At 67.0% G+C, this 26,752-nt stretch carries 21 protein-coding genes; 17 read left to right on the top strand and 4 right to left on the bottom strand.

Translation table 11 applies throughout. From position 1 onward, the window contains the following. Window positions 1-22: 22 nt before the first annotated feature. Complete coding sequence (locus LNV23_RS06940; RefSeq protein WP_263562311.1) at window positions 23-634, bottom strand: GNAT family N-acetyltransferase; 612 nt, start codon at window positions 632-634, stop codon at window positions 23-25. A 232-nt stretch (window positions 635-866) separates the two neighbouring features. On the opposite strand from LNV23_RS06940, the gene LNV23_RS06935 reads away from it, so the two are divergent. From LNV23_RS06935 to LNV23_RS06900, 8 genes are all read left to right on the top strand, one after another. After that, window positions 867-1,808, top strand: coding sequence for an ImuA family protein (locus LNV23_RS06935; RefSeq protein ID WP_263562310.1), 942 nt, complete (start codon window positions 867-869; stop codon window positions 1,806-1,808). Beyond that, window positions 1,765-3,174 (top strand): DNA polymerase Y subunit UmuC family protein, encoded by a 1,410-nt coding sequence (locus LNV23_RS06930; RefSeq protein ID WP_263562309.1) that lies wholly within the window; start codon window positions 1,765-1,767, stop codon window positions 3,172-3,174. The genes LNV23_RS06935 and LNV23_RS06930 overlap by 44 nt, the downstream gene beginning before the upstream one ends. Further along, complete coding sequence (locus tag LNV23_RS06925; protein ID WP_411910548.1) at window positions 3,171-6,443, top strand: error-prone DNA polymerase; 3,273 nt, start codon at window positions 3,171-3,173, stop codon at window positions 6,441-6,443. Before LNV23_RS06930 ends, LNV23_RS06925 begins: the two co-directional genes overlap by 4 nt. 181 nt (window positions 6,444-6,624) lie before the next feature. Beyond that, complete coding sequence (locus LNV23_RS06920; protein WP_263562308.1) at window positions 6,625-7,233, top strand: PEP-CTERM sorting domain-containing protein; 609 nt, start codon at window positions 6,625-6,627, stop codon at window positions 7,231-7,233. An 84-nt stretch (window positions 7,234-7,317) separates the two neighbouring features. After that, on the top strand, window positions 7,318-10,092 hold the full coding sequence (locus LNV23_RS06915; RefSeq protein WP_263562307.1) for a M4 family metallopeptidase: 2,775 nt from the start codon (window positions 7,318-7,320) through the stop codon (window positions 10,090-10,092). Between the two features lie 155 nt (window positions 10,093-10,247). Next, complete coding sequence (locus LNV23_RS06910) at window positions 10,248-10,685, top strand: PaaI family thioesterase (RefSeq protein WP_263562306.1); 438 nt, start codon at window positions 10,248-10,250, stop codon at window positions 10,683-10,685. Between the two features lie 370 nt (window positions 10,686-11,055). Further along, window positions 11,056-12,621, top strand: a complete 1,566-nt coding sequence (locus LNV23_RS06905) for a methyl-accepting chemotaxis protein (protein ID WP_263562305.1) — start codon at window positions 11,056-11,058, stop codon at window positions 12,619-12,621. A 164-nt stretch (window positions 12,622-12,785) separates the two neighbouring features. After that, window positions 12,786-13,238 carry a GyrI-like domain-containing protein gene (locus LNV23_RS06900; protein ID WP_263562304.1) on the top strand — a complete coding sequence of 151 codons (453 nt, stop codon included), beginning with the start codon at window positions 12,786-12,788 and terminating at the stop codon, window positions 13,236-13,238. Between the two features lie 19 nt (window positions 13,239-13,257). Here the strand turns inward: LNV23_RS06900 and LNV23_RS06895 are convergent, their stop codons facing one another. Then, window positions 13,258-15,261 (bottom strand): SDR family oxidoreductase, encoded by a 2,004-nt coding sequence (locus LNV23_RS06895; protein WP_263562303.1) that lies wholly within the window; start codon window positions 15,259-15,261, stop codon window positions 13,258-13,260. A 231-nt stretch (window positions 15,262-15,492) separates the two neighbouring features. On the opposite strand from LNV23_RS06895, the gene LNV23_RS06890 reads away from it, so the two are divergent. From LNV23_RS06890 to LNV23_RS06880, 3 genes are all read left to right on the top strand, one after another. Continuing rightward, on the top strand, window positions 15,493-16,305 hold the full coding sequence (locus tag LNV23_RS06890; protein ID WP_263562302.1) for a phasin family protein: 813 nt from the start codon (window positions 15,493-15,495) through the stop codon (window positions 16,303-16,305). A 32-nt stretch (window positions 16,306-16,337) separates the two neighbouring features. Next, a complete protein-coding gene (locus LNV23_RS06885; protein ID WP_263562301.1) occupies window positions 16,338-17,585 on the top strand; it encodes a patatin-like phospholipase family protein in 1,248 nt (415 codons plus the stop codon). A 133-nt stretch (window positions 17,586-17,718) separates the two neighbouring features. Further along, entirely contained in the window at window positions 17,719-18,333 is a 615-nt protein-coding gene (locus LNV23_RS06880) for a PEP-CTERM sorting domain-containing protein (protein WP_263562300.1), read from the top strand. Between the two features lie 238 nt (window positions 18,334-18,571). On the opposite strand, the gene LNV23_RS06875 is transcribed toward LNV23_RS06880, so the two are convergent. After that, on the bottom strand, window positions 18,572-20,059 hold the full coding sequence (locus tag LNV23_RS06875) for a carboxypeptidase M32 (RefSeq protein WP_263562299.1): 1,488 nt from the start codon (window positions 20,057-20,059) through the stop codon (window positions 18,572-18,574). A 65-nt stretch (window positions 20,060-20,124) separates the two neighbouring features. Next, on the bottom strand, window positions 20,125-20,619 hold the full coding sequence (locus LNV23_RS06870) for a YqaA family protein (protein WP_263562298.1): 495 nt from the start codon (window positions 20,617-20,619) through the stop codon (window positions 20,125-20,127). Window positions 20,620-20,643: 24 nt separating this feature from the next. On the opposite strand from LNV23_RS06870, the gene LNV23_RS06865 reads away from it, so the two are divergent. The 6 genes from LNV23_RS06865 to LNV23_RS06840 all read left to right on the top strand — a co-directional run bounded on the left by LNV23_RS06865 (window position 20,644) and on the right by LNV23_RS06840 (window position 26,752). After that, window positions 20,644-21,519, top strand: a complete 876-nt coding sequence (locus LNV23_RS06865) for a substrate-binding periplasmic protein (protein WP_263562297.1) — start codon at window positions 20,644-20,646, stop codon at window positions 21,517-21,519. Window positions 21,520-21,638: 119 nt separating this feature from the next. Then, window positions 21,639-22,724 carry a tRNA dihydrouridine synthase DusB gene (gene dusB, locus LNV23_RS06860; RefSeq protein ID WP_263562296.1) on the top strand — a complete coding sequence of 362 codons (1,086 nt, stop codon included), beginning with the start codon at window positions 21,639-21,641 and terminating at the stop codon, window positions 22,722-22,724. Next, entirely contained in the window at window positions 22,721-22,960 is a 240-nt protein-coding gene (locus tag LNV23_RS06855) for a helix-turn-helix domain-containing protein (RefSeq protein ID WP_263518744.1), read from the top strand. The genes dusB and LNV23_RS06855 overlap by 4 nt, the downstream gene beginning before the upstream one ends. A 52-nt stretch (window positions 22,961-23,012) precedes the next feature. Next, entirely contained in the window at window positions 23,013-24,602 is a 1,590-nt protein-coding gene (gene purH, locus LNV23_RS06850) for a bifunctional phosphoribosylaminoimidazolecarboxamide formyltransferase/IMP cyclohydrolase (protein ID WP_263562295.1), read from the top strand. A 204-nt stretch (window positions 24,603-24,806) separates the two neighbouring features. Then, window positions 24,807-26,216 carry a coniferyl aldehyde dehydrogenase gene (locus LNV23_RS06845; RefSeq protein ID WP_263562294.1) on the top strand — a complete coding sequence of 470 codons (1,410 nt, stop codon included), beginning with the start codon at window positions 24,807-24,809 and terminating at the stop codon, window positions 26,214-26,216. Continuing rightward, window positions 26,213-26,752, top strand: a complete 540-nt coding sequence (locus LNV23_RS06840) for a hypothetical protein (protein ID WP_263562293.1) — start codon at window positions 26,213-26,215, stop codon at window positions 26,750-26,752. Before LNV23_RS06845 ends, LNV23_RS06840 begins: the two co-directional genes overlap by 4 nt.

Below are 26,752 nucleotides of genomic sequence, written 5' to 3'. Positions count from 1 at the left end.
CAGCACGCGCCGTCAAACCATGTCAGGCATTCAAGACACCAAAGGCCGAGGCTGACACACCCTGCGCATCTTGCTGCTGTCGTTGGCGGCAATGGGCCAAATGCGCCGGTGTCATCTCGAACAGCAGGCTGGGCGCCTGCCCGGGCAGATCGGCCAAGGCGCCCTTCAGGCGCATGCCCAGCCGCTCCAGGGTGCGGCGCGTCGGCAGGTCGGTCGGGCGCACCAAGGCCAGAACGGCCGGCGCATGCAGCTGCTGAAACGCCAACTCCAGCGCCAGCTGACCCATCTCCGTGGCATAGCCCAGGCCCCAGGCCTGAGGATGGAAGAGCAGGCTCAGGCACAAACTCTGCCGGCCGTCGACCGACTGCCACATCAAGCCGCCGAAACCCAGCAGCTCGCCGCCCTCCTGCGCACCGGCCGACAGGGCCCAGCAACCAAAGCCCCAGCGCTGCCAATGCAGCTGCCAGGTCTGGAGCTGCTCCAGGCTGCTCTGGCGTGTGGCCGGGCCGGGCTTGACCCTTTGGGTCAGCGCATCGGCCTGAATCTGCTGCAAACGATCCAGGTCTGCCACCGTGGGCGCACGTAAAAACAGCCGCCCGCTCGCCATGGGACCCCAAGCCTCGTTCAATGCCATGAATGCCTGCCCTTCAACGGTCAAAACCAGTGAAAACCCTAGGCCGTACCTTAGCGGTAAAGACCGCCTAGCGAACACCCCCCGATCACAGGGGCGCGCTATCCGCACAAATCGGCGTAGGCGCGCCACAGGCCACTTCGCTTGGCGGCCGCCACATCGAGCTATACACTGTATAAAAAAACAGTCATGATCCATCCCTCGCTCTCGCAGCCACTCATCTGTTCACCCCCTCATGTTCGCCCCGCTCGTCAATGCCAGCCCCGCGTCCTGGCCGGCTCCGCTGTCCGCGGCGCCGGCCCTGGGCGAGCGCGAGGCGCGCCTGCTGGAACAGCAGGTCTGGCGGGCCAGCAGCCTGGGCGCCAGCAGCAGCCCCTGCCTGAGCAGCGGTTTTGCCGCCCTGGACGCCGAACTGCCCGGCGGCGGCTGGCCCACTCACAGCCTCAGTGAAATCCTCTGTCCGCCGGGCCTGCATCTGGAGTGGCGATTGCTGATGCCAGCGCTGCGCGGGCTGCTGGCCGAGCCGCTGACACCAAACCCAAGCTCGCGTGGCCGAGGCCGTGCGCGCAAGCCCGCCGCCGCGCGCACGCAGCAACAACGCCCGCTGCTGCTGATCAACCCACCGCTGATTCCGCATCTGCCCGGTTTGCAAGCCGCCGGCCTGACCCCGCAACAGCTGCTCTGGCTGGCGCCGGAAACGCCGCAGCAGCAGCTCTGGGCGGCCGAGCAGGCCATCAAATCGAATGCCGCCGGAGCCCTGCTGCTCTGGCTGCCCAAGCTGCGGCCCGAACAGCTGCGGCGGCTGCAGACCCAGGCCCTGGGCCTGGACGCACCGCTGTTCCTGTTCCGGCCCGAGGCGGCAGCACAGCAATCCTCGGCCGCGCCGCTGCGCCTGCATCTGGACCTGGCCCTGGGCGCGCGCAGCCCGCAGCAGGAGCTGGCCGATCTGCAGCTGCGCATCCTGAAACGGCGTGGCCCGGCTTTCGAGGGCCTGCTGCAGCTGCCCGCCCTGCCCTCGGGCCTGGAGCGGGTGCTGACGGCCACCATGCTGGCGCGCGGCCTGGGGCGCCCGACGCCGGCACCGCACAAACACCCTGTCCTGCAGCCGCCGCGCCCGGCGGCCCCCTCGCGCCATGCACTGGCTCGCCCTGCTCAGCCCGCCCGCGCCGCCGGATGAGGCCGCCGCCCCCAGCAGCAGCCCCCGGCCCGAAGCCGCAGCCCCCACCCCAGCTTTGGCCTGGTGGGCCCTGCAGTTCTCGCCAAGGGTCGCCGCGCTGGAGGAGGCCGTGGTGCTGGAGGTGGCCGCCAGCCTGCGCCTGTTCGGCGGGCCCGAGGCCTTGCACCAACGGGTGGCGGAGCGCATCGGCGACGCCGGGCTGAACCTGGCCGCCCTGGCCTGGGCGCCCACCGCGCTGGCGGCCCTGGCCCTGGCGCGCGGGGCGCTGGCGCAGCCGGGGGCGGCGGGGGCGGCGGGGGCACCGGGTGGGGCCTGCGTGCGGGCCGATGGTCTGTCCGCCCCGCTGGCCAGCCTGCTGGACCCGCTGCCCCTGTTCACGCTGAGCGCCGCGCAGGCGCAAGCACCCATGCTGGCGCGCCTGGGCTGCCGCACGCTGGGCGATGTGCGCCGCCTGCCGCGGGCCGCCCTGAGCCGGCGTTTCGGCCCAGGCCTTCTGCGCGCCCTGGACCAGGCCTATGGCCAGACGCCGCTAGCCCATGCCTGGATCACTGCGCCCGAGCAGTTCCAGGCACGGCTGGAACTGCCGCAACGCCTGGACAACGCCCTGGCCTTGCTGCACCACGCCCAGGAACTGCTGCGCCAGCTCTGCGCCTGGCTGGCGGCGCGCCACGCCGGCATCGAGGCCTTCGAGCTGGCCTGGGCCCATGACGCCATGCGGGCGCGCGACATCGGCCCGGGCGGGCGGCTGCTCGTGCACAGCGCCGCGCTGACGCGCGATTTCGGCCAGCTCTCGCGCCTGCTGCACGAGCACCTGCTGCGCCTGGAGCTGGCCGCGCCGGTGGCCGAGCTGAGCCTGCAGGCCGGCGAAGTGCGGGCCCTGGAAGAGCGCAGCGCCAGCCTGCTGCCGGCCGGGCCCGAGCAGGCCAAGGAGCCGCTGGAGCAGCTGCTGATGCGCCTGAGCATCCGCCTGGGCGCACAGGCCGTGCGCTGCGGCCAGCTGCAGCAAGACCACCGGCTGGAACAGATGCAGCGCTGGGTGGCCTGGAACGAAAGCCCGCAGCACACAGCGGCCCCGCCAGATACCCTGCCGCTCTGCCCACAGCCGACCTGGCTGCTGGCGCCGCCGCTGCGACTGAGCCTGCGCCAGGATCAGCCGGTCTACGGCGGCGCACCGCTGCAGCTGCTGGCCGGGCCGCAGCGCATCGAGGGCGGCTGGTGGCAGCCGGCGGCCGATGGCCAGAGCTCGCAGCACCAGCAGCGCGATTACTTCCTGGCCAGCAGCCCGCAGGCCGGCCTGCTGTGGATCTTCCAGCAGCGCCTGAGCAGCGAGCAGGACGGCTGGTTTCTGCACGGCGTGTTCGCATGATGATGAAAACATCCAGCCTGCTGCCCGCCTATGCCGAGCTGCATGCGCTCAGCAACTACTCCTTTCTGCGTGGCGCATCCACGCCGGGCGAGCTGGTGGAGCGCGCGCATGAGCAGGGTTATGCCGCCCTGGCCCTGACCGACGAATGCTCGCTGGCCGGCGTGGTGCGCGCCCATGTGGCGGCCCAGGCCTTGCCGCGCGACCCGGTCACCGGAGAGCCCGAGCTGAAGCTGCTGATCGGCGCCGAGTTCAGCGTGCGCCGGCTGGCGCAGGCGCCGCCCGGGCCGCCTGAATCCACGCCGGACCCAGTGATGTTCAAGCTGGTGCTGCTGGCGCGCCATCTCGAGGGCTACGGCAACCTCTGCCAGTTCATCACCGGCCTGCGCCGCAGCGCCGCCAAGGGCAGCTACCGCCTGAGCTGGGCACGGCTGCAAGAGGCGGCCCAGCGCGGCGAGCTGGCCGACTGCCTGGCCCTGCTGCTGCCGCCGCGCGAGGCCAGCGACGAAGAGCTGCTGATCCCGGCGCGCTGGCTGCTGCGCCATTTCACCGGCCAGGCCTGGATCGGTGTGGAGCTGCTGCGCGAGCTGGGCGACGAGCTCTGGCTGCAGCGCCTGGGCCAGCTGTCCGAGCAGACGGCCCTGCCCCTGGTGGCGGCCGGCGATGTGCACATGCACCGGCGCTCGCGCAAGGCCTTGCAGGACGTGCTGACCGCCACCCGGCTGAACCGCCCCATTGCCGCCTGCGGCCACCAGCTGCAAGCCAATGCCGAGCGCCATCTGCGCAGCCGCCTGCGCCTGGGCCAGCTCTACCCGCCGGCCCTGCTGGCCGAGACCTTGCGGGTGGTGGCGCAATGCCAGTTCTCGCTCAAGGAGATCCGCTACCAGTACCCGGCCGAAGTCGTGCCCGAGGGCGCCACGCCGAGCAGCCATCTGCGCGCCCTGACCGAGGCCGGCGCGGCGCGCCGCTGGCCCCATGGCCTCAAGCCCAAGCTGCGCGCGCAGATCGAGCATGAGCTGGCCCTGATCCAGGAGCTGGGCTACGAGCATTACTTCCTGACCGTGGCCGACATCGTCGCCTTCGCGCGCAGCGAAAAGATCCTCTGCCAAGGCCGCGGCTCGGCGGCCAACAGCGTGGTCTGCTACTGCCTCTTCATCACCGAGGTCGACCCGGCGCGCAGCAGCCTGCTGTTCGAGCGCTTCATCAGCCGCGAACGCAACGAGCCACCCGACATCGACGTCGATTTCGAGCACGAGCGGCGCGAGGAGGTGATCCAGTACCTCTACCGCAAATACGGCCGCGAGCGCGCCGCGCTGACCGCCGTGGTGATCAGCTACCGGCCACGCAGCGCCATCCGCGATGTCGGCCGCGCCCTGGGCCTGGACGAGGCCCTGGTCGAGAAGCTGGCCGGCGACCACCATGGCTGGAGCGAGGAATCCCTGCCCGACGATCGCCTGGCCCAGCTGCAGCAGGAGCTGGGCTTCGACCCGCAGGATCTGCAGATCCGCCAGCTGGTGCGGCTCTCGCGCCAGCTGATGGGCATGCCGCGCCATCTGAGCCAGCACCCGGGCGGCTTTGTGCTGACGGCCGGCCCGCTCTCGCGCCTGGTGCCGATCGAGAACGCGGCCATGGCCGAGCGCACCGTGATCGAGTGGGACAAGGACGACATCGACGCCCTGGGCTTGATGAAGGTCGATGTGCTGGCCCTGGGCATGCTCAGCGCCCTGCAGCGCAGCTTTGGCCTGATCAGCCGCTTGCGCGGCTACCCGGCAGCCCATCCCTTCGGCATGAGCGATGTGCCGGCCGACGACAAGCCCACCTACGACATGATCTGCCGCGCCGACACGGTGGGGGTGTTCCAGATCGAGTCACGCGCGCAGATGTCCATGCTGCCGCGCCTGCGGCCGCGCTGCTTTTACGACCTGGTGATCGAGGTGGCCATCGTGCGGCCCGGGCCCATCGAAGGCGGCATGGTCCACCCCTATTTGCAGAACCGCGCGCTGCCGCCGAACCAGATCAAGTACCCCAAGGACGATCTGCGCGCCGCGCTCGAGCGCACCTGCGGCATCCCCATCTTCCAGGAGCAGGTGATGCAGGTGGCCATGATCGCCGCCGGCTTCAGCCCCGGCGAGGCCGACCAGCTGCGCCGCGCCATGGCCGCCTGGAAGCGGCCCGGCGACCTGGCCCGCTTCCACGAGAAGATCCTCAGCGGCATGCGCGAACGCGGCTACGAGGACGCGTTCGCCGAGGCCATCTTCCGCCAGATCAAGGGCTTTGCCTCCTACGGCTTCCCCGAGTCGCATGCGGCCAGCTTCGCCCTGCTGACTTACGTGTCCTGCTGGATCAAGCGCCACGAACCGGCGGCCTTTCTCTGCGCCCTACTGAACTCCCAGCCCCTGGGTTTCTACACCCCCAGCCAGCTGGTGCAGGACGCCCGCCGCCACCGCATCGAGGTGCGGCCCAGCGATGTCAACCACGGCGGCTGGCTGAGCAGCCTGGAGCAGCCCGAGGTGCACGAAGAGCCCGAGCCCGCCGAGCGCCTGGACGACGGCGTGCAGCCGGCGGTGCGCCTGGGCCTGCACCTGGTCCACGGCCTGAGCCGGGCGGCGGCCCTGCGCATCGAGGCCGCGCGGGCCGCCGACGGGCGCTTTGTGGACACGCAAGACCTGGCCCTGCGCGCAGCCCTGGACCAGCAGGAGCTGCAGCAGCTGGCCGCGGCCGATGCCTTGCAAAGCCTGGCCGGCCACCGCCGCCAGCAGGTCTGGCAGGCCTCGGCCCTGCGCACCCAGCCGCCGCTCTTGCGCCAGGCCTATGCCGCCGAGGAGGAGCTGGACCTGCCGGCGGCCGCCGAGGGCGAAGAGGTGGTCTGGGACTACGCTGCCCTGGGCCTGAGCCTGCGCAGCCATCCGCTGGCCCTGCTGCGGCCCCGGCTGGCGCGCCTGGGCTACCGCAATGCGCAGGAGCTGCGCGCCTGGCGCAGCGGCCAGTCGGCCCAGGCCTGCGGCCTGGTCACCGTGCGGCAGCGCCCGCAGACGGCCAAGGGCGTGCTCTTCATCAGCCTGGAAGACGAGAGCGGCAGCGTGCAGGTGATCGTCTGGCCCGATGTCTACGCTGCCTTCCGCCGCACCATTCTGGTGGCTCGCCTGCTGGCGGTGCAGGGCCAATGGCAGTTCGAGAACGGCGTACGCAATTTAATCGCCCGCCGCGTGCAAGACCTGAGCCCGCTGCTGGGCCGCCTGGGCAAGGACGTGGGCAGCCGAGATTTCCATTGAAACTGCGGTTGCAAGCATGAATCAGCCATCCTGGCAATCCGGTGATGCCGCGCCCCGGCTTTGCAGGGTCAGCCGAGCGGCCCTGGTGCTTCCCCCCTAGCCGTGACTTGCTTCACATGCGAGCCTACTGGTACGAGCACCCGAAAGGGTCCGCCCCATCCACTTGCCTGAGGGATTTTTAATGCAGACAGCTCACCGCCTCATCTCGGCTGCCGTGCTGGCCGTTCTGGCCGCACCGTCATTCGCCGACACCACCACCTACACCGACTCGGCCGCCTTCCTGGCCAGCCTGGGTGGCAGCTCCTACACCGAGGCCTTCACCGGTCTGGCCAGCCCGGACGGCGTCGCCGCTTTCAGCGGCTCTGGCTTTACCTACACCGTGTCAGCCGCCGGCGGCCTCTACGCCACCGGCGACTTCCTCGGCACCAACCAGATCGATGAAGCGCTGACGATCAACTTCACCAGCGGCAATGTCACGGCGGTTGGCGGCAACTTCTTCGCCATCAACCTCTCGGACGCCTTCCAGTCCGTGTCGGTGAAGCTGACCCTGAGCGACGGCACCGTTGCCATGTTCACCCCCAGCAGCATCAACGACAGCTTCCGTGGCTTCAGCTCCACCCAGACCATCAGTTCGCTGACCTTCAGCGCCCCGGGCATGTCCCTGTACGCCAATGTGGACAACCTGACGGTCGGCACCGTCTCGGCCGTGCCGGAACCCGCCAGCTGGGCCCTGATGGGTCTGGGTCTGGCCGGCATGGGCGCCATCGCCCGCCGCCGCAAGGCCGCCTGATCGAGCCGCCGCAAGCCGCGCCCCTCGACCGTCCTCTCTCCAAACCCTATTGACGCGCTGCACGCAGCGCCTCCCGGAGTGCATATGATTCGAAATCAATTGAAGCTGTCCATGCTCGCCCTGTCCGTGGGCATGGCCCTGGCCAGCCAAGCCCAGGCGCAAGGCGCCCTGAACGGTCAGCGCGAAGCCGCCAGCCGTCTGGCCAGCGCCACCGGCAGCAGTGCCGAAGTGTCCTACCACGCCGCCACCGGCTCCGCCCGCTTCGTGCGGGTGCCGGTTGGTGCCAGGCTGGCCGCACGCGCCGGCGCCGTCAGCGACGCCGCCAAGCAAGCAGCCGCGGTGCAGTTCATGAGCGACTACGCCGGCCTGTTCGGCATTTCCAATGCCGCCGCCGAACTGGCACCGGCCACCATCGAGAAAGACCGTCAGGGTGGCACCCACCTGACGCACCGCCAGATTTACCAAGGCCTGCCGGTCTTCGGCGCCGAGCTGAAGTCGCACTTTGATGCCGCCGGCAATCTGGTGGTCGTCAACGGCAACTTCATTCCCGACATCACCGTCAGCGCCAGCCCCAGCCGCAATGCAGCCCAGGCCAGCCAGATCGCCGTGGCACGAGTCACCGCCGACCAAGGCCGCGCGGTCAAGCTGAGCGCCAGCACGCCGGCCCTGATGATCTTCCGCGAAGGCCTGGCCAAGGGTGTGGCCGGCGCCAACCATCTGGCCTGGCAAGTCGAAGTGGGCAACCGCGCCGATGTGCGCGAGTTCGTTTACGTGGACGCCCACACCGGCAAGGTCATCGACACCATCAGCGGCATCCATGAAGGCCTGAACCGCCGTGCCTTTGACGGCCAGGGCAAGCTGCCGCCGGTGCCCAACTATCCGAACACACCGTTCTGGGTCGAAGGCCAGGCCTTCCCGACCGGCACCACCGAAGCCGACAACATGATCGCGGCGTCCTCGGACATCTACAACTTGTTCAAGAATGCCTTCGGCCGCGACTCGTTCGACGGCAAGGGCAAGACCATGGACTCGATCTTCAACCGCGGCGACGCCTGCCCGAACGCCTCCTGGAACGGCACCTACATCTCCTTCTGCCCGGGCACGACCACCGACGATGTCACCGCGCACGAATGGGGCCATGCCTACACGGAATACACCCACGGTCTGATTTATCAGTACCAGTCCGGCGCTCTGAACGAGGCCTACTCGGACATCTGGGGTGAAACCGTCGACCGCATCAATGGCCGTGGCGGTGACACGCCGGATGCCACGCGTACCAATGGTTCTTGCACCGTATCGACCAAGGTCGCGCAGACCATCATCAACGCTCCCGCAGCGATCGCCGGTGTCAAGACCACCGGCACCGCAGCCTTCGGCCCGCAGACCTTCCCGGCCCTGAGCGGCGAGGTGGTCGGCGTTGACGTCGGCAGCACCTCGGCAGGCTGCACGGCACCTCTGGCCGCGAATGTCTCCGGCAAGATCGCCTTCATCGACCGCGGCACCTGCGGCTATGCAGTCAAGGTCAAGAACGCGCAGCTGGCTGGCGCCATCGGCGTCATCGTCGGCAACAACACCGGCGGTACGGCCATCGTCAATATGGGCGGTGCGGACGCCAGCATCACCATCCCCTCGCTGTCGGTGTCGCAAAACGACGGCTCGGCAATCAAGGGGCAGCTGGCTGCAGGCGTGAATGCCACCCTCGTGCGCGGCCCTGGTGCTGACAATTCCGTACGCTGGCTGATGGGCGAAGACTCCACGGCCTTCGGCGGTGCCATCCGCGACATGTACAACCCGACTTGCTATGGCAATCCCGGCAAGGTCTCGGACGCGCAGTACGCCTGCTCCAGCGCCGACAACGGCGGCGTGCACGGCAATTCCGGCGTGCCCAACCACGGTTACGCCCTGCTGGTGGATGGTGGCAACTACAACGGCCAGAACGTGCTGAGCATCGGCCTGACCAAGGCAGCTCACATCTACTATCGCGCCCAAAGCGTCTACCAAGGCCCGGCGAGCAACTTCGTCGACCATGCCGACGCACTGCAACAGTCTTGCAGCGACCTCACTGGCGTCAACCTGGCCAGCCTGACCACCGGCGCAGCCTCGGGCGAGATCATCACCGCCTCGGATTGCGCGCAAGTCGGCAAGGTCGTGACGGCGATCGAACTGCGTACACCGCCGACCCAGTGCAACTTCCAGCCTCTGCTGGCCAAGTCGCCTCCGGCTCTGTGCGCTGTCGGTTCGCCGACCGCCCTGCTGACGGACAGCTTCGACGGTGGCAAGCGCGCCGGCGTGCGCTGGTCGGTCAGCTATGCGGGCAGCAACCCTGAATTCACCCCCCGCACCTGGGGCGTGGTCAACGGTTTACCTGGCGGTCGTGCGGGTTATGCCCTGTTCGCAGGCAACCCGAACATCGGCAGCTGCGCCGCTGGTTCCAACCAGGCCGGTCTGCAACGCGTGGAAAGCCCTGAGTTCACGATCCCGGCCGATGTCACCGAACCCAAGCTGACCTTCGACCACTATGTGGCCACCGAAGCCAGCTATGACGGCGGCAACGTCAAGATCAGCGTCAACGGCGGCGCCTGGCAGCTGGTTCCCGCCACGGCCTTCATCTACAACGCCTACAACGCCACCATGGCAGCCGCACCGGGCAACGACAGCCCGCTGGCTGGTCAGCCTGGCTTCACTGGCACGGACGGCGGTTCACTCCAGGGTTCCTGGGGCCGTTCCATCGTCAACCTGTCCTCGCTGGCCAAGCCCAATGACAAAGTCAAGCTGCGCTTTGAGGCCGGCAACGACGGCTGCGGCGGCGTCAAGGGCTGGTACCTGGACGACGTGACGGTCTATCGCTGCACACCGTGATGAGTTGCTGATCCAGGCGCGCCAGCGCCTGGTCATCACTTCTTCCCTCACAAGGGCTTCCTCTGGAAGCCCTTTTTTCATGGTCCGCCCTGCGTGAGGTGGGAGCCGGTCAGAATCGGCTTTCCCTCTTCCATGGTCCCAATCCGCCCCGCGCCATGAGCACCACACCCGCCCCAGCACGCCCCAGCCAGGCCGAACTTTCCGACTTTCTGGCGGCTGAATTCCCGCAAAGCAAATGCAGCATCGAGGCCCTGGCGCCGATGCGCGCGACCGTGCGCCACCCGGTCAGCGTGGCCGAGCTGCGCCCCGGCGGCACGGTCTCGGGGCCGGTGCTGATGACGGTGGCCGATGTGGCGCTCTATGTCGCCATCCTGGGCGAGATCGGCATCGTGCCGCTGACCGTGACCACCAGCCTCAACATCAACTTCCTGCGCAAACCGGCCGGCGACCGCGACATCCTCGCCGTTTGCACTTTGATGAAGCTGGGGCGGACCCTGGCGGTCGGTGAGGTCAGTCTCTATTCCGAGGGCAGCGAGGATCCGGTCGCCCATGTGGTGGGCACCTATGCAATTCCTCCTTCAGCGCAGCGCTGAAAGGATTCAACCCGCCTTCTCTTGCGGCGCCCCCGTCGCCTACCCGAGCCGCGCGCAGAACGGCCTGCCGGCCGGCCGGCCAGTGGATGATTTCAGCCTGAGCCAGATTGCGACACGACGTCGAAGACGTCGCGCCTGCGCATGTCGTTAGCAGAAATTGAGCGAACAACGGAATACAAGCTGACAGCAACACTCAAGCAGTTGTATTCGCGCAATTCAGACGACTTTCCTTACAGTTTCCGCCACCGAAACCGATGATCCAAGAGGCGCATGAAGGCGGCTCCATAGCCCCGCGCCCGCAGCAAGAAGAATTCGTTTGATGAAGTACACCGCACCCGCTCTCGGGGCAGTGAACAGTGGAGTACAGACGATGCGCAAGAACCTTCCGGTCACGCAGCGGGAATACGACTTCCCGTCCGACGCGACCCTGATGTCCACCACGGACGTCCAGTCCAAGGTCAGTTATGCCAACGGCGCCTTCGTCGCCGTCAGCGGCTACGAAGAAAAAGACATCCTCGGCCAGCCCCACAATCTGGTGCGTCATCCCGACATGCCCGAGCAAGCCTTTGCCGATATGTGGGCGACCCTGAAGGAAGGCCAATCCTGGACCGCGCTGGTCAAGAACCGGCGCCAGAACGGCGACCATTACTGGGTGCGCGCCAATGCCACGCCGGTGGAACGCAAGGGCAAGATCGTCGGCTATATGTCGGTGCGCACCAAGCCTGGCCGGGCCGAAGTCCAAGCCGCCGAGAAGCTCTACCAAGCCTTCCGCGAAGGCACGGCCGGCAGCCAGGCCTTCCACAAGGGCTTGATCATCCGCAGCGGCCTGCTCAACATCGTGTCGCGCAGCCTGCAGACCCTGTCCGTGCGCTGGCGCGTGCGCCTTGGCCTGATCATGGCCCCGCTGCTGAGCTTGGCGGCCGCGGCCTCGATGGGCCTGGCGCCGGGCTCGCTGCTGGCCTTGGCCGCCGTGCTGACGATCTCCACCGCCCTGAGCGCCTGGTGGCTGACCGCCCAGGTGACGGCTCCACTCGAGATGCTGGCCGCCCAGGCTCGCAATGTCGCCGCCGGCGACACCCAGGCCAATGTGCAGATGAACCGGGTCGACGAGATCGGCATGACCCTGCGCTCCATCAACCAGTTGGGCCTGATGTTCCGCTGGATCGTGGACGATGTCAGCGAGCAGGTGCTGACCGTTCGCACCGCCAGCGGCGAGATCGCCCAGGGCAACAACGACCTCAGCGCACGCACCGAGCAGGCGGCATCCAGCCTGGAGGAAACAGCAGCCTCCATGGAGCAGATGAGTGCCACCGTGCGCAACAATTCCGACACCGCCCAGCAGGCCACCCTGGTCGCCCAGGAAGCGAGCGCGGTCGCCGCTCAGGGCGGCGAGGTGGTGGGCCGGGTCAACCGCACCATGGAGGGCATCACCACCTCCAGCCGCAAGATCAGCGACATCATCAGCGTCATCGACGGCATCGCCTTTCAGACCAACATCCTGGCCCTCAATGCCGCGGTCGAGGCAGCGCGCGCCGGCGAGCAAGGCCGCGGCTTTGCCGTGGTGGCCGCCGAGGTGCGCAGCCTGGCCCAGCGCAGCGCCGAGGCGGCCAAGGAGATCAAGACCTTGATCAGCGACAGCGTCGAGAAGGTCGAACATGGCGCCCGCCAAGTCGGCGATGCCGAGCACACCATGGGCGAAATCGTGCAGCAGGTTAGCCGGGTCAGCCAGCTGATCAACAGCATCAGCGGAGCCAACCGCGAGCAAAGCACCGGCATCAGTCAGGTCAGCGAAGCCGTCACCCATCTGGACCAGGTCACCCAGCAGAATGCCGCGCTGGTCGAGCAATCGACCGCAGCGACCGAGAGCCTGCGCAACCAAGCCGACCAGCTGGTGCGGGCCTTGGCTATCTTTCGCGACGACAGCGGGCGCCGCTAAGGCGCAGTGCGCAGCCCTCAGCCGAACTCGCGGCGGCGACATCCCGGCCGAGCACTCGATGCGCGGCTGACGCACACACGCGCATATCGAAGCCTGCCCTGTCGCGAACAGCGAGGACACTGCGCGCTTTGCCTCAAGCCTTGCTTGAAAAGGAAAGCACGCCCATGCCTCAACTCGAAACCATCAGCAGCTTTGCCCTACAGGGCCTGAGCTGCCGCACCAGCAATGCCGCCGAGATGGACCGTCAGAACCCGGAGCGCGGCCGCATCGCTCCCTTGTGGCAGGCCTTTGCCGCCGCCGGCCTGCACGGCGATGTGCACGGCGCCTACTTCAATTACGCCGACCGCCACCACGGCGAATACAGCGTACTGGCCGGAGTCAAGGCAAGTTCAGGCCAAGGCACAGCCGCCGCCAGCGCCAGCTCGGTGCAGGTGCCGGGCGGGCTCTACCTGGTGTTCGAAGCCCAGGGGCCGCTGCCGGAGGCCCTGATCCGGGCCTGGGGCGAGGTCTGGGCCTATTTCGAGCAGGCCGAGGCCCCGCAGCGCGCCTATGGCGTGGACTTCGAGCGTTACCTCGGGCCCAGCCACGCGCAGATCTGCATCGGCCTGGCGGCCTGAGCCGAAGCGGCGTGGCCGCTCAGAAGTGAATGCCCTTCATCATCTGCTGCAGGGCGATCGCCTCGGCCGAAAGCTGCGGCTTGGAACCGGGCTTGGCGCCCTTGGCTGCGTCGCTGTCAGGGAACATGCGGAAGCTGGTGTTCATGACGATCTGCGCGACACGCGGCACCAGGGCATGCATCAGCTCGCCGGTGATGCCCAGACGCGTGGCGATGCGCACCGGCTTGGCAATGCAGGCCTGCGCCACCATATCGGCCGCCTCCTCGGGCGCCAGCGTGGGCACGTTCTTGTAGATCTGCGTCGGCGCAATCATGGGCGTGCGCACCAGCGGCATATTGATGGTGGTGAAGGTCACGCCCAAGTCCGCATATTCGCTGGAGGCGCAGCGCGTCCAGGCATCGAGCGCGGCCTTGCTGGCCACATAGGCCGAGAAACGCGGCGCATTGGTCAGCACGCCAATGCTGGAGATATTGACCACATGGCCCTTCTTCTTGGCCACCATGCCAGGCAAGAGCCCCATGGTCACCCGCAGGCAGCCGAAGTAGTTCAGCTGCATGGTGCGCTCGAAGTCATGGAAGCGGTCGTAGCTGCTCTCGATGGCGCGGCGGATCGAGCGGCCTGCGTTGTTGATCAGGAAATCAACGCCACCAAACTGCTCGCTGATGGCGGCAATCATGGCCGCGCAGCTTTCCTCGTTGGCGATGTCGGCCGAGAAAGCATGCACCTGGGCTTGCGCGCCGGCGGCTTCGCGAATCTCCTTCACCGCTTCGGCCAGCTTGATCTCGTCACGGGCACAGATCAGGGTGATGGCGCCGGCTTCGGCAAACTTCTTGGCCGCCGCCAAGCCAATGCCGGAGGAGCCGCCCGTCACCAGCACCACCTTGCCGGCGGTGGCTCCGCGCAGACTGCGGTCGATGAACAGATCGGGGTCGAGGTGGCGCTCCCAATAGTCCCAGAGCCGCCAGGCGTAGTCATGCAGATTGGGGCAGGCAATGCCCGAGCCCTTGAGCGCGGCTTCGGTCTCGCGGCAATCAAAGCGCGTCGGGTAGTTGATGAAGGTGAACATATCGTCGGGCAGGCCGAGATCCTTCATCACCGCATTGCGGATGCGCCGCACCGGCGCCAGCGCCATCAAGCCCTTCTTGACGCTCTTGGGAATGAAACCGAGCAGGGCGGCATTGATGAACAGATTCATCTTGGGCGCATGCGCGGCCTTGGAGAAGATATCCAGCACATCGCCGACGCGGTAGCCCACCGGGTCCACCAGGTGGAAGCAAGCGCCGCTCTTGTGTTCCTTATGCGCGATGTGGTCGAGCGCGTTGACGACGAAGTCCACCGGCACGATGTTGACGCGCCCGCCTTCCAGGCCGATCGAGGGCATCCAGGGCGGCAGGATCTGGCGCAGGCGCTGTATGGGCTTGAAGAAGTAATACGGCCCGTCGACCTTGTCCATCTCGCCGGTGCTGGAGTCACCCACCACCATGGCCGGGCGGTAGACCGTCCAGGGTCGCTTGCACTCCTTGCGCACGATCTTCTCGCTCTCGTGCTTGGTCATGAAGTAGGGGTGATCGAGGCCCTCGGCCTCGTCGAACATGTCCTCACGGAACACGCCTTCGTACAGGCCGGCGGCGGCGATGGACGAGACATGGTGAACATGGCCGGCCTCGATGGCCTGGGCAAACTCGACCAGGCTGCGCGTGCCGTCGACATTCACCGCGACTTGCGAGGCCTCGTCGGCCTTGAGGTCGTAGACCGCGGCCAGATGGAAGACATGATCGATCTGACCCTTGAGTCGCTTGATGTCATCGATCGCCACACCGAGCTTCTTGCCCGTTAGGTCCCCGAACACGGGCAGCGCCCGGGGGCTGTTCTTGGCCAGACCCCAGAAGGCCAGCAACTCGGGCAATTTGTCCCGACTCTCCTCGCGCAGCAGGAAGTGAACCGTGCTACCGCGGCGGGCAAGCAACTTCTTGACCAAGCGCTTGCCAATGAAGCCTGTGGCCCCGGTGACGAAATACTGCATGTGCATGTCTCCTGCTGATGGAATCGCAAAACTCTTGTAAGCGGATTCTTGACCAAGTGAAAGCCGCCGCCGCTGCGCGCTTTCCCGCACAAGCGCTGATCCAGCGCTCTTAGGTAGAGCGTACTGCCTAGCTTTCCCCGGTGCCAAATGCCAGCGGCGCGATCTATAGTGAAGTCACCGCTGGCGAAGGCTGGCGATCCTCCACTCCAACGCCCTCCAAGGACTGACAACATGGTCAAGAAGCTTCAGAAAATGGCAGCCAAGAAAAACTCCGCTTCCAATGGAGCCTTCGGCGGCGCCCTGCCCGCCGGCCTGCTGGACAGCCAGCTGGCTCAAAGCGTGCGCGACTCCGCTCAACAAATCTGGGCCGCCGGCCTGGGCGCCTTCTCCAAGGCCCAGGGCGAAGGTGGCAAGGTGTTTGAAGCTCTGGTCAAGGAGGGCCTGAACTTGCAAAAGAAAACTCAATCCGCCGCCGAAGAAAAGCTCGGCGCCATGGCCAGCAAGGTCAGCGGCATGGCCGGTGATGTCGGCAGCAAAGCCGGCCAGCACTGGGACAAACTGGAATCCATTTTTGAAGAACGTGTCGCCCGTGCGCTCAAGCGCCTGGGTGTGCCGGCTGCCAAGGACATCGACGAGCTGATCGAGCGCATCGACGCCCTCAGCGACGCGCTGGGCCTGAAGGTCCCGGCCAAGAAGGCGGACAAATCCGCCAAGGCCGCACCCAAGGCCAAGGCAGCTGCCAAGCCGGCCGCCAAACCTGTGGTCACGAAAGCCCCGGCGAAGGTCGCAGCAAAGGCCCCGGTGAAGGCTGCCCCCAAGAAGGCGGCTGTGAAGGCTCCGGCCCAACCCTTTGCCAAGGCAACACCGAAGGCAGCCGCCAAGCCGGCAGCCAAGGCCGCGGCCAAGCCCGCCGCCGCTGCGCCCAAGGCTGCCCCCGCAGCGGCCGCAGCGAAGCCCCGCGCCAAGAAGGCCGCCGCCCCGGTGAGCGCAGCAGCGCCTGCCGCACCGGCCGCTGGCAGCGCCGAGACCGGTACTCAAGCCTGATCCTCAACCCCCTTCGCTGACACCAGCCCCGCATGCCCAATCGCCGCCCGACCTCGCCCGCCCAGGCTGCCAAGCAGACGCGCCGCTCCGGCCGTCCCCGCATCGGCCTCGCTTTGGCAGGCGGAGGGCCCTTGGGCGCGATCTACGAAATCGGCGCGCTTTGCGCGTTGGAAGAGTCGATCGAGGGCCTGGACTTCTGCGACTGCGACTCCTACATCGGCATCAGTGCAGGCGGCTTCATTGCCGCCGGCCTCGCCAATGGCATGAGCCCGCGCATGCTGAGCGCGGCCTTCATCGAAAACAGCGTCACCGCGCCCGACAGTTTCGACCCCGCCGAGCTCATGCACCCGGCCTGGGGCGAGTTCGGCGAGCGCCTGCGTCTGCTGCCCGGTCTGCTGAAATCAGCCGTTTGGGACCACTGGATGGAAGGCCGATCCTTGCTCGGCGCCTTCGAACGCCTGGGCCGCGCCCTGCCGACCGGCTTGCTTTCGGGCGACGCACTGGAAGCCCAGGTGCGCCGCCAGTTCGCCCTGCCCGGGCGCAGCAATGATTTCCGGGAACTCGGCAAACGCCTGGTGCTGGTAGCCACCGATCTGGACAGCGGTGAGGCCGTGCCCTTCGGCCTGCCGGGCTGGGATGATGTGCCGATCTCGCGCGCCGTGCAGGCCAGCGCAGCCCTGCCGGGCTTGTTCCCGCCGGTCAAGATTGCCGGCCGTCACTATGTGGACGGCGCCCTCAAGAAAACCCTGCATGCCTCCTTGCTGCTGCAAGAAGGCGTGGACCTGCTGATCTGCCTGAACCCGCTCGTGCCCTATGAGTCTGACCGCGACGGCGTACCGCCATCCGGCGCCGAGCTTGGCGGGCAGATTCCGCATCTGGTCGACGGTGGCCTGCCTCTGGTGATGAGCCAGACCTTCCGCTCCCTGATCCACTCCCGGCTGGAGCTGGGCATGAAGCGCTACGAGCACACCCACCCGGCCACCGACATCCTCTTGTTCGAGCCCGACCACCGGGATGCCGAGATGTTCCTGGCCAACACCTTCAGCTACTCGCAGCGCCGCCATCTGGCCGAGCATGCGTACCAGACCACGCGTGCGCGCCTGCGCCGCCGTGCGCCCAAGCTGCAGGCGGCCTTGCAGCGCCATGGGCTCAGCCTCAAGCTGGACGTGCTGCAGGAACCGGGCCGGCGCCTGCTGAGCGAGGCCGCCGCGACCCGCACCGAAACCGCCTTGCGCCGGCTGCGCGCCGCCCTGAGCCTGCTGGAAGCCCGGCACGCCTGAGCATCTGGCGTGACCGGTTTCACGGCCGGGCCCCGCAGCCCCTGCATGCAGGGGTATTCCCGCAAGCGCGGCTCCGCAAGAATGACTTCCAAGGCCTCCGCACCGGCGGCCCAGCACCCAGGAAGTCTCATTCATGCACAAGAAGCTCATCTCCGCCCTCCTGCTCGCCACACCGCTGCTGAGCCTGGCCGATGGCAGCAATCTGGTGCTCAACGGCAGCTTCGAATCGGTGCTGATCAAGTCCAGCAATCGCTGGGAAATCTTCAGCAATATCAGCGGCTGGACTGGCGGAAGCGCCGGCATCGAGGTGCGCAACAACGTGGTCGGACTGGCCCGCGATGGCGTCAATTTCGTGGAACTGGACACCACGGCCAACAGCAGCATGTTCCAGACCGTGGTCACACAGGCGAATCAGCGCTACACCCTGAGCTTTTTCTATGCCGACCGGGTGAGCAATGGCCAGGCCAGCAACGGCCTCGACTGGAGCCTGGACGGCACACAGTGGAACTCGGTCAGCGGCGGCAATGGCGGCAGCAGCCACGACTGGAAGCAGGTGCAGTTTGACTTCACCGCCAGCGGCGCCACCACCCTCTACTTCCGTGCCAGCGGCCTCAGCGATCAGCTGGGCAGCTCGCTCGACCAAGTCAGCATCACCAGCGCCGTGCCGGAGCCGCAAAGCTACGCACTGATGCTGGGCGGCCTCGCCGCCATCGGATTCATGGCCCGCCGTCGCCAGCGGCAGGCCTGAGTGGCAGCCACGCCTTGGGCGTGGTCATGCAAAGAGAGAGAGCGAAAGTAGAAGAAACAGGACGACGTTGGAACAGGGCGGGCGGCGATCTCCACACATCGCCGTTGCAGCCCAGCGAATGGACAAAAACGCACGCGAAGACAGAAGACGCAATGTTCAGGGCGCCCCGGCCACGGGGCGCCCTCTTTTTTTGTGGCTTCGACCCCAGCCCAACATGCCCTGCACGGGCTGATGTCGATCAGCCCAGGTAGCGGGCTTGCAGATGGGCCTTGAAATGCGCCGGGTTCAGGGTCTCGCCGCTGGCGCGGCGCACCAGCTCGGGCGTCTCGAAACGGCTGCCTTGCAGCCAGATGTTCTCGCGCAGCCAGTCGAACACCGGGGCCAAATCGCCGGCGGCAATGTGCGCGTCCAAATCGGGCATGGCGCGGCGCATGGTGGCGAACCACTGGGCGGCATACATGGCACCCAGGGTGTAGCAGGGGAAGTAGCCGATCAGGCCGCAACCCCAGTGCACGTCCTGCATGCAACCGTCCTTGTAGTTGCCGCGGGTGTCCAAGCCCAGCAGCTCCATCATCTTGGCGTCCCAAAGGGCGGGAATGTCCTCGACCTCAATCTCGCCTTCGACCAGCGGCCGCTCGATCTCGTAGCGCAGGATCACATGGGCCGGGTAGGTCACCTCGTCAGCATCCACGCGGATCAAGCCCGGGTTCACTCGGGTCAAGAGACGGTTCAGATTGCCAGGCTCAAAAGCCGGCTGCTCGCCCAGGTGGCGGCTGACGAGAGGGCTGAGCAGGCGCGCAAAAGCCGGGTGGCTGCCCAGTTGCATCTCGAAGGACAGGCTCTGGCTTTCGTGCAAGCCCATGGAGCGGGCCTGGCCCATAGGCTGGCCCAGCCACTCGCGCGGCAGGTTCTGCTCGTAGCGGCCGTGGCCGGTCTCGTGGATGGTGCCCATCAGGCTGGGCAGGAAATCGTCCTCGCGGTAGCGCGTGGTCATGCGCACGTCCTCGGGCACACCGCCACAGAAGGGGTGGCTGCTCTCGTCCAGGCGGCCGGCATCGAAATCGAAACCCATCAATCGCATAGCGTCCAGGCCCAGGTTCTTCTGCGCCGCTTGCGTGAAGGGGCCGACCGGCTTCAGCGTGGTCTCCTGCGCCTGCTTCTCCCGCACCTGGCGGATCAGGCCCGGCAGCCAGCTGCGCAGGTCGCCGAACACCCGGTCCACCTCGGCACTGCGCATGCCAGGCTCGTACAGGTCCAGCAGCGCGTCATAACGCGACAGTCCAGTGCCATCGGCCAGCAGCGTGGCCTCCTCGCGGGTCAGGCGCACCACTTCGCGCAAGTTCTCGACATAGCCGGCCCAGTCATTGGCCTGGCGTTGCGCGCGCCAAGCATGCTCACAGCGCGAGTTGGCCAAGGACTTGGCCTCAACCAAGCTTTGCGGCAAGGCGTTGGAGGCGCGCCAGGCGCGGCCCATCTCGCGCAGATTGGCGCGCGGGTCGGCCTCCAGGCCTTCTGTGGCGGCTTGTTCCAGCAAACCCTTCAGTTGCGGCTCAGTGGCCAACTGATGCAGGAGTCCGCCCATCTCGGCCAGGGCCAGCGAGCGCGCCTCATTGCCCTTGGGCGGCATATTGGCCGACTGGTCCCATTGCGCGATCGATTGCAAATGACCCAGGCGATGCAAACGCTGGTGACGCTGAAACAGTTCGGTGTAGGCAGGCGTGCTCATGAGGCGGTTCACGAAGAGTTGGAACTGGGGCGCATTGTCCACGTTCGACCAGGCTATGCCCCAAGTCAGGGCGCGGCAACGGGAAAGACCCAGATCAGAGCCGCCGTCATCAGCACATAGCGGATGAATTTGCCCAGAGCCATATATGCCACGCAGGGCCAGAAGGGCAAGCGCAGCCAACCAGCCACGGCGCACAGCGGGTCACCGACCACCGGCAGCCAGCTCAACAGGCAGGCCTTGGCGCCGAACTGCTGCAGCCATGCAAGGGCGCGCGGATTCGGCGGTGCTTGCTTGAGGCTGCGCTCGTAGGCCAGCTCGGCGCCACGCCCCATCCACCAGCTGATCGCCCCGCCCATGGTGTTGCCCAGAGTGGCTACCAACACAGCCGGCCAGAACATGGTCGGGTCGGCCTTGACGAGCAGGAATACCGCCGGCTCTGAGCCCAGGGGCAGCAAGGTGGCCGAGACCAGGGCAATCAGAAACACCGCAGGCAGGCCCACCGCGGGCAGTGCAGCCATGGCCAGCAGGCCATGGATCATGTTTTCCAAGTAGGCTTCCATCAAAGGCATTATCCTGACAGCCCCATGCACGCCCCCGCCCCCCCCTCCAGCAGCCCAAGCCGGCCCGGTACGCGGCGCAAGCTCATGGGCCAGCTGTTGCTCAGCGTCGGGCTGTGGGCGGGGCTGGCCGTGCTGAGCAGCAGCGGTGCACGGGCAGCGCCAGCCGAAACCCGCTGCAGTGCGCTGGTGGCCTCGGGCAACCCGCAGTACCCCCCCTACCTCTGGCGCGACCCGGCCGACGAAAGCCGCCTGATCGGCGCCAATGCCGACTTGATGCAGATGCTGGCCCAGGAGCTGGGCCTTGCCATCGAGCTGCGCTATGTCGGCCCCTGGGGTCGCGTGCAGGAAGAGGCCAAGGCGGGCCGCATCGACATGATCGCAGGGGCCTTCTGGACCCAGGCCCGTACCGAGTACATGGACTACTTCACGCCGGCCTTTCACCAGACCCGCTCGGTGATCTGGGTCGGAGACAAGTCGCGTCTGAACTATTCGCACTGGAGTGATCTGGTCGGGCAACAGGGCGTGACCGTGATCAACAACAGCTTCGGCGAGGCCTTTGACCGCTACGCCAAGCAGTCGCTCAAGATCAGCCAGGTGGCCAGCCTGGAGCAGGCCATCCAGATGCTGCAGCGCGGCCGTGCGAGCTACCTGATCTATGAAGACAGCCCCGGCCAGGCCTTTCTGGCCAAGCTCGACATCCACAACGTAAAGATGCTCTCACCGGCCGTGGCCAACGAGAACCTGCATCTGACGCTGTCACACAAATCACCCTGCAACACTGGCGAGTTGCGCGGCCGCATCGCCCGCGCCATGCACAAGCTCGGCGGCGCCAGCGTGTTGCCCGAACTGCTGGAGAAAAACATCCAGCTTTGGCGCCAGCAAAGCCCGCTGGTGAAGTAGCTCACGGGTCGTCGCTACGGCAAAAGCGTGCGACGGTTATAATCCTGCCTCATTTTTGGGCAGATGGATTCACCCAAAAACCGCTCACCCCGCTGTTGTTCCGCCACCTGCCCGCCTCCATGCCTGCCGCCCTGCCGACGCTACGCCTCGGCACCCATTCCCTGCCCAACCGACTGTTCGTGGCGCCCATGGCCGGTGTCACCGACCGGCCGTTCCGCCAACTCTGCCGGCGCCTGGGCGCGGGCTATGCGGTCAGCGAGATGGTGACTTCGCGCAAGGACTTGTGGAACAGCCTCAAGACCTCGCGCCGCGCCAACCACGACGGTGAGGCCGGTCCCATCGCCGTGCAGATCGCCGGCACCGACGCGCCCATGATGGCCGAAGCCGCTCGCTACAACATCGAGCGCGGCGCCCAAATCATCGACATCAATATGGGCTGCCCGGCCAAGAAGGTCTGCACCAAATGGGCCGGCTCGGCCCTGATGCAGGACGAGCCCCTGGCCACCGAGATCATGGCCGCCGTAGTCGAAGCCGCCGCACCCTACGGCGTGCCGGTGACGCTGAAGATGCGCACCGGCTGGTGCGAGACCGAAAAGAACGCCCAGCGCCTGGCCCTGGCCGCACAGGATGCAGGCATTGCCATGGTCACCGTGCACGGCCGCACCCGCGAGCAGGGCTACAAAGGCCTGGCCGAGTACGACACCGTGGCCGCGGTCAAGGCCGCGCTGCAGATCCCGGTGGTGGCCAATGGCGACATCGATTCGCCGCAGAAAGCCAAGGCCGTACTCGAGCGCACCGGTGCCGATGCCCTGATGATCGGCCGCGCCGCCCAAGGCCGGCCCTGGATCTTTGCCGAGATCGATCACTTCCTGCGCACCGGCGAAGCGCTGCCGCCACCGCGCGTGCAGGACGCCAGCGACTGGCTGATCGAACACCTGCACGACCACTACAGCCTCTACGGCGCCCTGGCCGGCATGCGCAGCGCGCGCAAGCACATCGGCTGGGCCGTGCGCGGCCTGCCCGGCGGCGAAGAGTTCCGCCAGCGCATGAACCTGCTGGAGAGCTGCGAGGCCCAGGTCCACGCCCTGCGCCAGTGGTTTGCCGAGCTGGCCGACCAACACGAACGACTGCCGCCCTCGCGCCCCGACGCCAGCGACGGCGAAGCCACCGACACAGAAGAACAAGCCCCGAGAACCCCCGCATGAGCACCACGCCCACCCCGATTGATCAATGCGTTCGCGAGAACCTGCAGGCCTATTTCAGCGACCTGGAAGGCGAGGAGCCGCATTCCATGCACGAGATGCTGATCAAGCTGGTGGAAAAGCCCCTGCTCGAGGTGGTGATGCAAAAAGCACTGGGCAACCAGAGCAAGGCCGCCGAATGGCTGGGCATCAACCGCAACACCTTGCGCCGCAAGCTGACCGAACACCAGATGCTGTAAGCGCCGCACACAGCACACGCCACGAATCCACACTCCCCGACGAGCACCTGCCATGACGCCTTCGCCCACTTTGACCGCCTTGATTTCCGTGTCCGACAAGACCGGCATCCTCGAATTCGCCAAGGCGCTGCACGCCCTGAACGTGCGCCTGCTGTCCACCGGCGGCACGGCCAAGCTGCTGGCCGACGCTGGCCTGCCGGTGACCGAGGTGGCCGACCACACCGGCTTCCCCGAGATGCTGGACGGCCGCGTCAAGACCCTGCACCCCAAGGTGCACGGCGGCCTGCTGGCGCGTCGCGACTTCCCGGAGCACATGGCTGCTGCGGCTCAGCACGGCATCACCATGATCGACATCCTGGCCGTCAACCTCTACCCCTTTGAAGCCACCGTGGCCAAGCCCGGTTGCACGCTGGAAGACGCGATCGAGAACATCGACATCGGCGGCCCAGCCATGGTGCGCAGCGCCGCCAAGAACTGGAAGGACGTCACCGTGCTGACCGACGCCAGCCAGTACGCCCATGTGCTGGCCGAGCTGAAGACGGAGGGCAAGACCAGCGACAAGACCCGCTTTGCTGCTTCCGTTTCCGCCTTCAACCGCATCGCTCAATATGACGCTGCGATCAGCAATTACCTGAGCGCACGCAGCGAAGACGGCAGCCAGGCCGCCTACCCCGGCCAAATGAACAGCAGCTTCGTCAAGGTGCAAGACCTGCGCTATGGCGAGAACAGCCACCAGACTGCAGCCCTGTACCGCGACCTCTACCCCGCCCCCGGCTCCCTGGTCACCGCCAAGCAGTTGCAAGGCAAGGAGCTCAGCTACAACAACATCGCCGACTCCGACGCCGCCTGGGAATGCGTAAAGAGCTTCGATGTGCCCGCTTGCGTGATCGTCAAGCACGCCAACCCCTGCGGCGTGGCCGTGGCTGCCAACGCGGCCGAGGCCTATGCCAAGGCCTTGAAGACCGACCCGACCAGCGCTTTCGGCGGCATCATCGCCTTCAACCGCGAGGTGGACGGCGCAGCCGCCGCTCACGTGTCCAAGCAATTCGTCGAAGTGCTGATGGCGCCGAGCTTCAGCGCCGAAGCGCTGGAAATCTTCAAGGCCAAGGTCAATGTGCGCCTGCTGCAAATCGACCTGCCCCCGGGCGGCTCGACACCTTGGCTGCAAGGCCGCAATCTGGGCGACAGCAAGCGCATCGGTTCCGGCATCCTGCTGCAAAGCGCAGACAACCACTTCCTCAAGAAGGAAGACCTCAAAATTGTCACCACCCTGCAGCCCAGCGCCCAGCAGCTCGATGACCTGATGTTCGCCTGGACCGTGGCCCAGTATGTGAAGAGCAATGCCATCGTCTTCTGCGGCGGCGGCATGACCCTGGGCGTGGGCGCCGGCCAGATGAGCCGTGTCGACTCGACCAAGATCGCTGCCATCAAGGCCGCCAACGCCGGCCTGGAACTGAAGGGATCGGTGGTCGCCAGCGACGCCTTCTTCCCCTTCCGCGACGGCGTGGACGTGCTGGCCGATGCCGGCGCCACCTGCGTCATCCAGCCGGGTGGCTCCATGCGCGACGACGAAGTGATCGCCGCTGCCAACGAGCGCGGCCTGGCCATGGTCTTCACCGGCGTGCGTCACTTCCGCCACTGATCGTCCATCACCCTGCACCCGGTCAGCTTGCATGCGGCCGGCCCAGTCCTTCATGAGGCCGGGCCGGCCGTTCTGCTTGTGCAGCCGCCCGTCTTTTGTGCAACTAGACGCCATCCTCTAGCCAAGGGCTGACTCGCTAGGCAGGGCTTGCGCTTGCGGTTAGCCTTGGCGGCAAACATGAAAAGACCGCCAGGAGACCATTCAATGGATCAAACGCTGCAAGAGCGTCTGCATCTCGTACTGGAACAGCAGCGCGCCGCATTCAGGGCGGAGATGGCGCCCAGCCGCGTGGTCCGCCTGGACCGGCTGGAGCGCGTGCGCCGCATGACGGCCAAACACAGCGAAGCTCTGGTTAAGGCGATCTCGGCCGATTTCGGCCACCGCGCCCGCCAGGAAACCCTGCTGGCCGACATCTTCACGGTCGAATCGGGCGCCCGCCATGCGCAAAAACATCTGCGCGACTGGATGCGCCCGCGCCGCCAGCCCACCGCCCTGCATTTTCTGCCGGCCAGCAATCGGCTGATGCGCCAACCCTTGGGTGTGGTCGGCGTGGTCGCGCCCTGGAACTACCCCTATTACCTGGCCCTGGGCCCGGCCGTGGGCGCCCTGGCCGCGGGCAACCGGGTGATGATCAAGCCCTCGGAGCTGACGCCCCGCACCGGTGAGCTGATGGCCGCCATGGTGGCCGAGTTCTTCGCGCCCGAGGAAATGACCGTGCTCAACGGCGACGCCGAACTGGCCCGCGCCTTCACCGCCCTGCCCTTCGATCACCTGTGCTTCACGGGCTCCACGCCGGTCGGCCGCATCGTCGCCCAGGCGGCCGCGCAAAACCTGACCCCGGTGACGCTGGAGCTGGGCGGCAAATCGCCGGCCCTGGTGGACCGCAGCTGTGACCTCAAGCTCACCGCCAGCCGCATCGCCCACGGCAAGCTCTTCAATGCCGGCCAGACCTGCGTGGCGCCTGACTACCTGCTGGTGCCCAAGGACCTGGTCGAGCCCCTGGTCCATGAGATCAAGCTGGCAATGCGCCGGCTCTACCCCAAGCTGGGCGGCAACCCGGACTACACCCACATCGCCACGCCGCGCCACCTGGCCCGCCTGCGCGGCCTGCTTGAGGATGCGCGCGCCAAGGGCGCCAAGCTGATCCCCAGCCATGAGGAAAAGCCCGGCGGCCGCGCCCTCGTGCCCCATCTGCTGCTCGGCGTGAACGAACAGATGACGGTGATGCAGGAGGAGATCTTCGGCCCCCTGCTGCCCATCGTGCCTTACGTCGAGGTGGACCACGCCCTGGCCTATATCAACCGCCACGACAAGCCCCTGGCCCTGTACTGGTTCGGCCGCGATGCCGCCATGCGCGAGCATGTGCTGAGCCAGACGCAAGCCGGCGGCGTGACGGTCAACGACTGCATCTGGCATCTCGGCCAAGAAGAGCAGCCCTTCGGCGGCGTCGGCGCCAGCGGCATGGGCGCCTACCACGGGGAGTTCGGCTTCCGCAGCTTCAGCAAAGAGAAGCCGGTCTTCCACCAGTCGCGCTGGGCCGGCACCCGCCTGTTCTTCCCGCCTTACGGCAAAACCTTTGATCGCCTGCTGGGCCTGCTGAAGAGAATTGCATGAGTTCAACGGCTTCCTCCCCCGCTCTGCCGCAACGCCGCCGCTTTTTGAAGTTAGGCCTAGGTGCCACCGTGTTGCTGGCCGTGGCCGGCGCCGGCACGGCCTTGCTGAGCAAGCCCGGCCTGGTCGAGGGTCGCTTGAGCGCGCCGGCGCGCCAGCTGATGCGGGCCATCACCCTGGCCGTCTGCGGCGACCTCTTGCCCCCCGAGGGCCCGGCCCGCGAAGCGCGCCTGAGCAGCCATCTGGAACAAGTCGACCGCCAGATCGCCGGCTTCCCGCCGGCCCTGCGTGCGGAGCTGGGCCAGCTGCTGACCCTGCTGGGCACAGCGCCCGGCCGCATCGGCCTTATGGGTTTGCGCAGCCCCTGGGCCGAGGCCTCGACCGCCGAGGTCCAGGCCCGGCTGCAATCCATGGGCCGCTCCGGCCTGGGCTTGCGCCAGCAGGTCTTCCATGCCTTGCGCGACCTGAACTGCCTGGTTTTCTTCAATGACCCGGCCAGCTGGCCTTTGGTCGGCTACCCCGGTCCGAGAACGAGTTGA

It is taken from the genome of Kinneretia sp. DJ1R-11, assembly GCF_025717595.1.
Taxonomy (GTDB): domain Bacteria; phylum Pseudomonadota; class Gammaproteobacteria; order Burkholderiales; family Burkholderiaceae_C; genus Paucibacter_A.
The sequence above is the reverse complement of the archived record's forward strand: the minus strand, read 5'-3'. Positions and strand labels throughout refer to the sequence as shown.

Coding starts and splice junctions, on each gene's coding strand:
- LNV23_RS06840 (WP_263562293.1), top strand. CDS start 26,213: ATGAGTTCAACGGCTTCCTCCCCCGCTCTGCCGCAACGCCGCCGCTTT.
- LNV23_RS06855 (WP_263518744.1), top strand. CDS start 22,721: ATGAGCACCACGCCCACCCCGATTGATCAATGCGTTCGCGAGAACCTG.
- LNV23_RS06885 (WP_263562301.1), top strand. CDS start 16,338: ATGCCCAATCGCCGCCCGACCTCGCCCGCCCAGGCTGCCAAGCAGACG.
- LNV23_RS06900 (WP_263562304.1), top strand. CDS start 12,786: ATGCCTCAACTCGAAACCATCAGCAGCTTTGCCCTACAGGGCCTGAGC.
- LNV23_RS06930 (WP_263562309.1), top strand. CDS start 1,765: ATGCACTGGCTCGCCCTGCTCAGCCCGCCCGCGCCGCCGGATGAGGCC.
- LNV23_RS06910 (WP_263562306.1), top strand. CDS start 10,248: ATGAGCACCACACCCGCCCCAGCACGCCCCAGCCAGGCCGAACTTTCC.
- LNV23_RS06925 (WP_411910548.1), top strand. CDS start 3,171: ATGATGATGAAAACATCCAGCCTGCTGCCCGCCTATGCCGAGCTGCAT.
- LNV23_RS06935 (WP_263562310.1), top strand. CDS start 867: ATGTTCGCCCCGCTCGTCAATGCCAGCCCCGCGTCCTGGCCGGCTCCG.
- LNV23_RS06915 (WP_263562307.1), top strand. CDS start 7,318: ATGATTCGAAATCAATTGAAGCTGTCCATGCTCGCCCTGTCCGTGGGC.
- LNV23_RS06940 (WP_263562311.1), bottom strand. CDS start 634: ATGGCATTGAACGAGGCTTGGGGTCCCATGGCGAGCGGGCGGCTGTTT.
- LNV23_RS06895 (WP_263562303.1), bottom strand. CDS start 15,261: ATGCAGTATTTCGTCACCGGGGCCACAGGCTTCATTGGCAAGCGCTTG.
- LNV23_RS06875 (WP_263562299.1), bottom strand. CDS start 20,059: ATGAGCACGCCTGCCTACACCGAACTGTTTCAGCGTCACCAGCGTTTG.
- LNV23_RS06880 (WP_263562300.1), top strand. CDS start 17,719: ATGCACAAGAAGCTCATCTCCGCCCTCCTGCTCGCCACACCGCTGCTG.
- LNV23_RS06865 (WP_263562297.1), top strand. CDS start 20,644: ATGCACGCCCCCGCCCCCCCCTCCAGCAGCCCAAGCCGGCCCGGTACG.
- dusB (WP_263562296.1), top strand. CDS start 21,639: ATGCCTGCCGCCCTGCCGACGCTACGCCTCGGCACCCATTCCCTGCCC.
- LNV23_RS06845 (WP_263562294.1), top strand. CDS start 24,807: ATGGATCAAACGCTGCAAGAGCGTCTGCATCTCGTACTGGAACAGCAG.
- LNV23_RS06920 (WP_263562308.1), top strand. CDS start 6,625: ATGCAGACAGCTCACCGCCTCATCTCGGCTGCCGTGCTGGCCGTTCTG.
- LNV23_RS06890 (WP_263562302.1), top strand. CDS start 15,493: ATGGTCAAGAAGCTTCAGAAAATGGCAGCCAAGAAAAACTCCGCTTCC.
- purH (WP_263562295.1), top strand. CDS start 23,013: ATGACGCCTTCGCCCACTTTGACCGCCTTGATTTCCGTGTCCGACAAG.
- LNV23_RS06905 (WP_263562305.1), top strand. CDS start 11,056: ATGCGCAAGAACCTTCCGGTCACGCAGCGGGAATACGACTTCCCGTCC.
- LNV23_RS06870 (WP_263562298.1), bottom strand. CDS start 20,619: ATGGAAGCCTACTTGGAAAACATGATCCATGGCCTGCTGGCCATGGCT.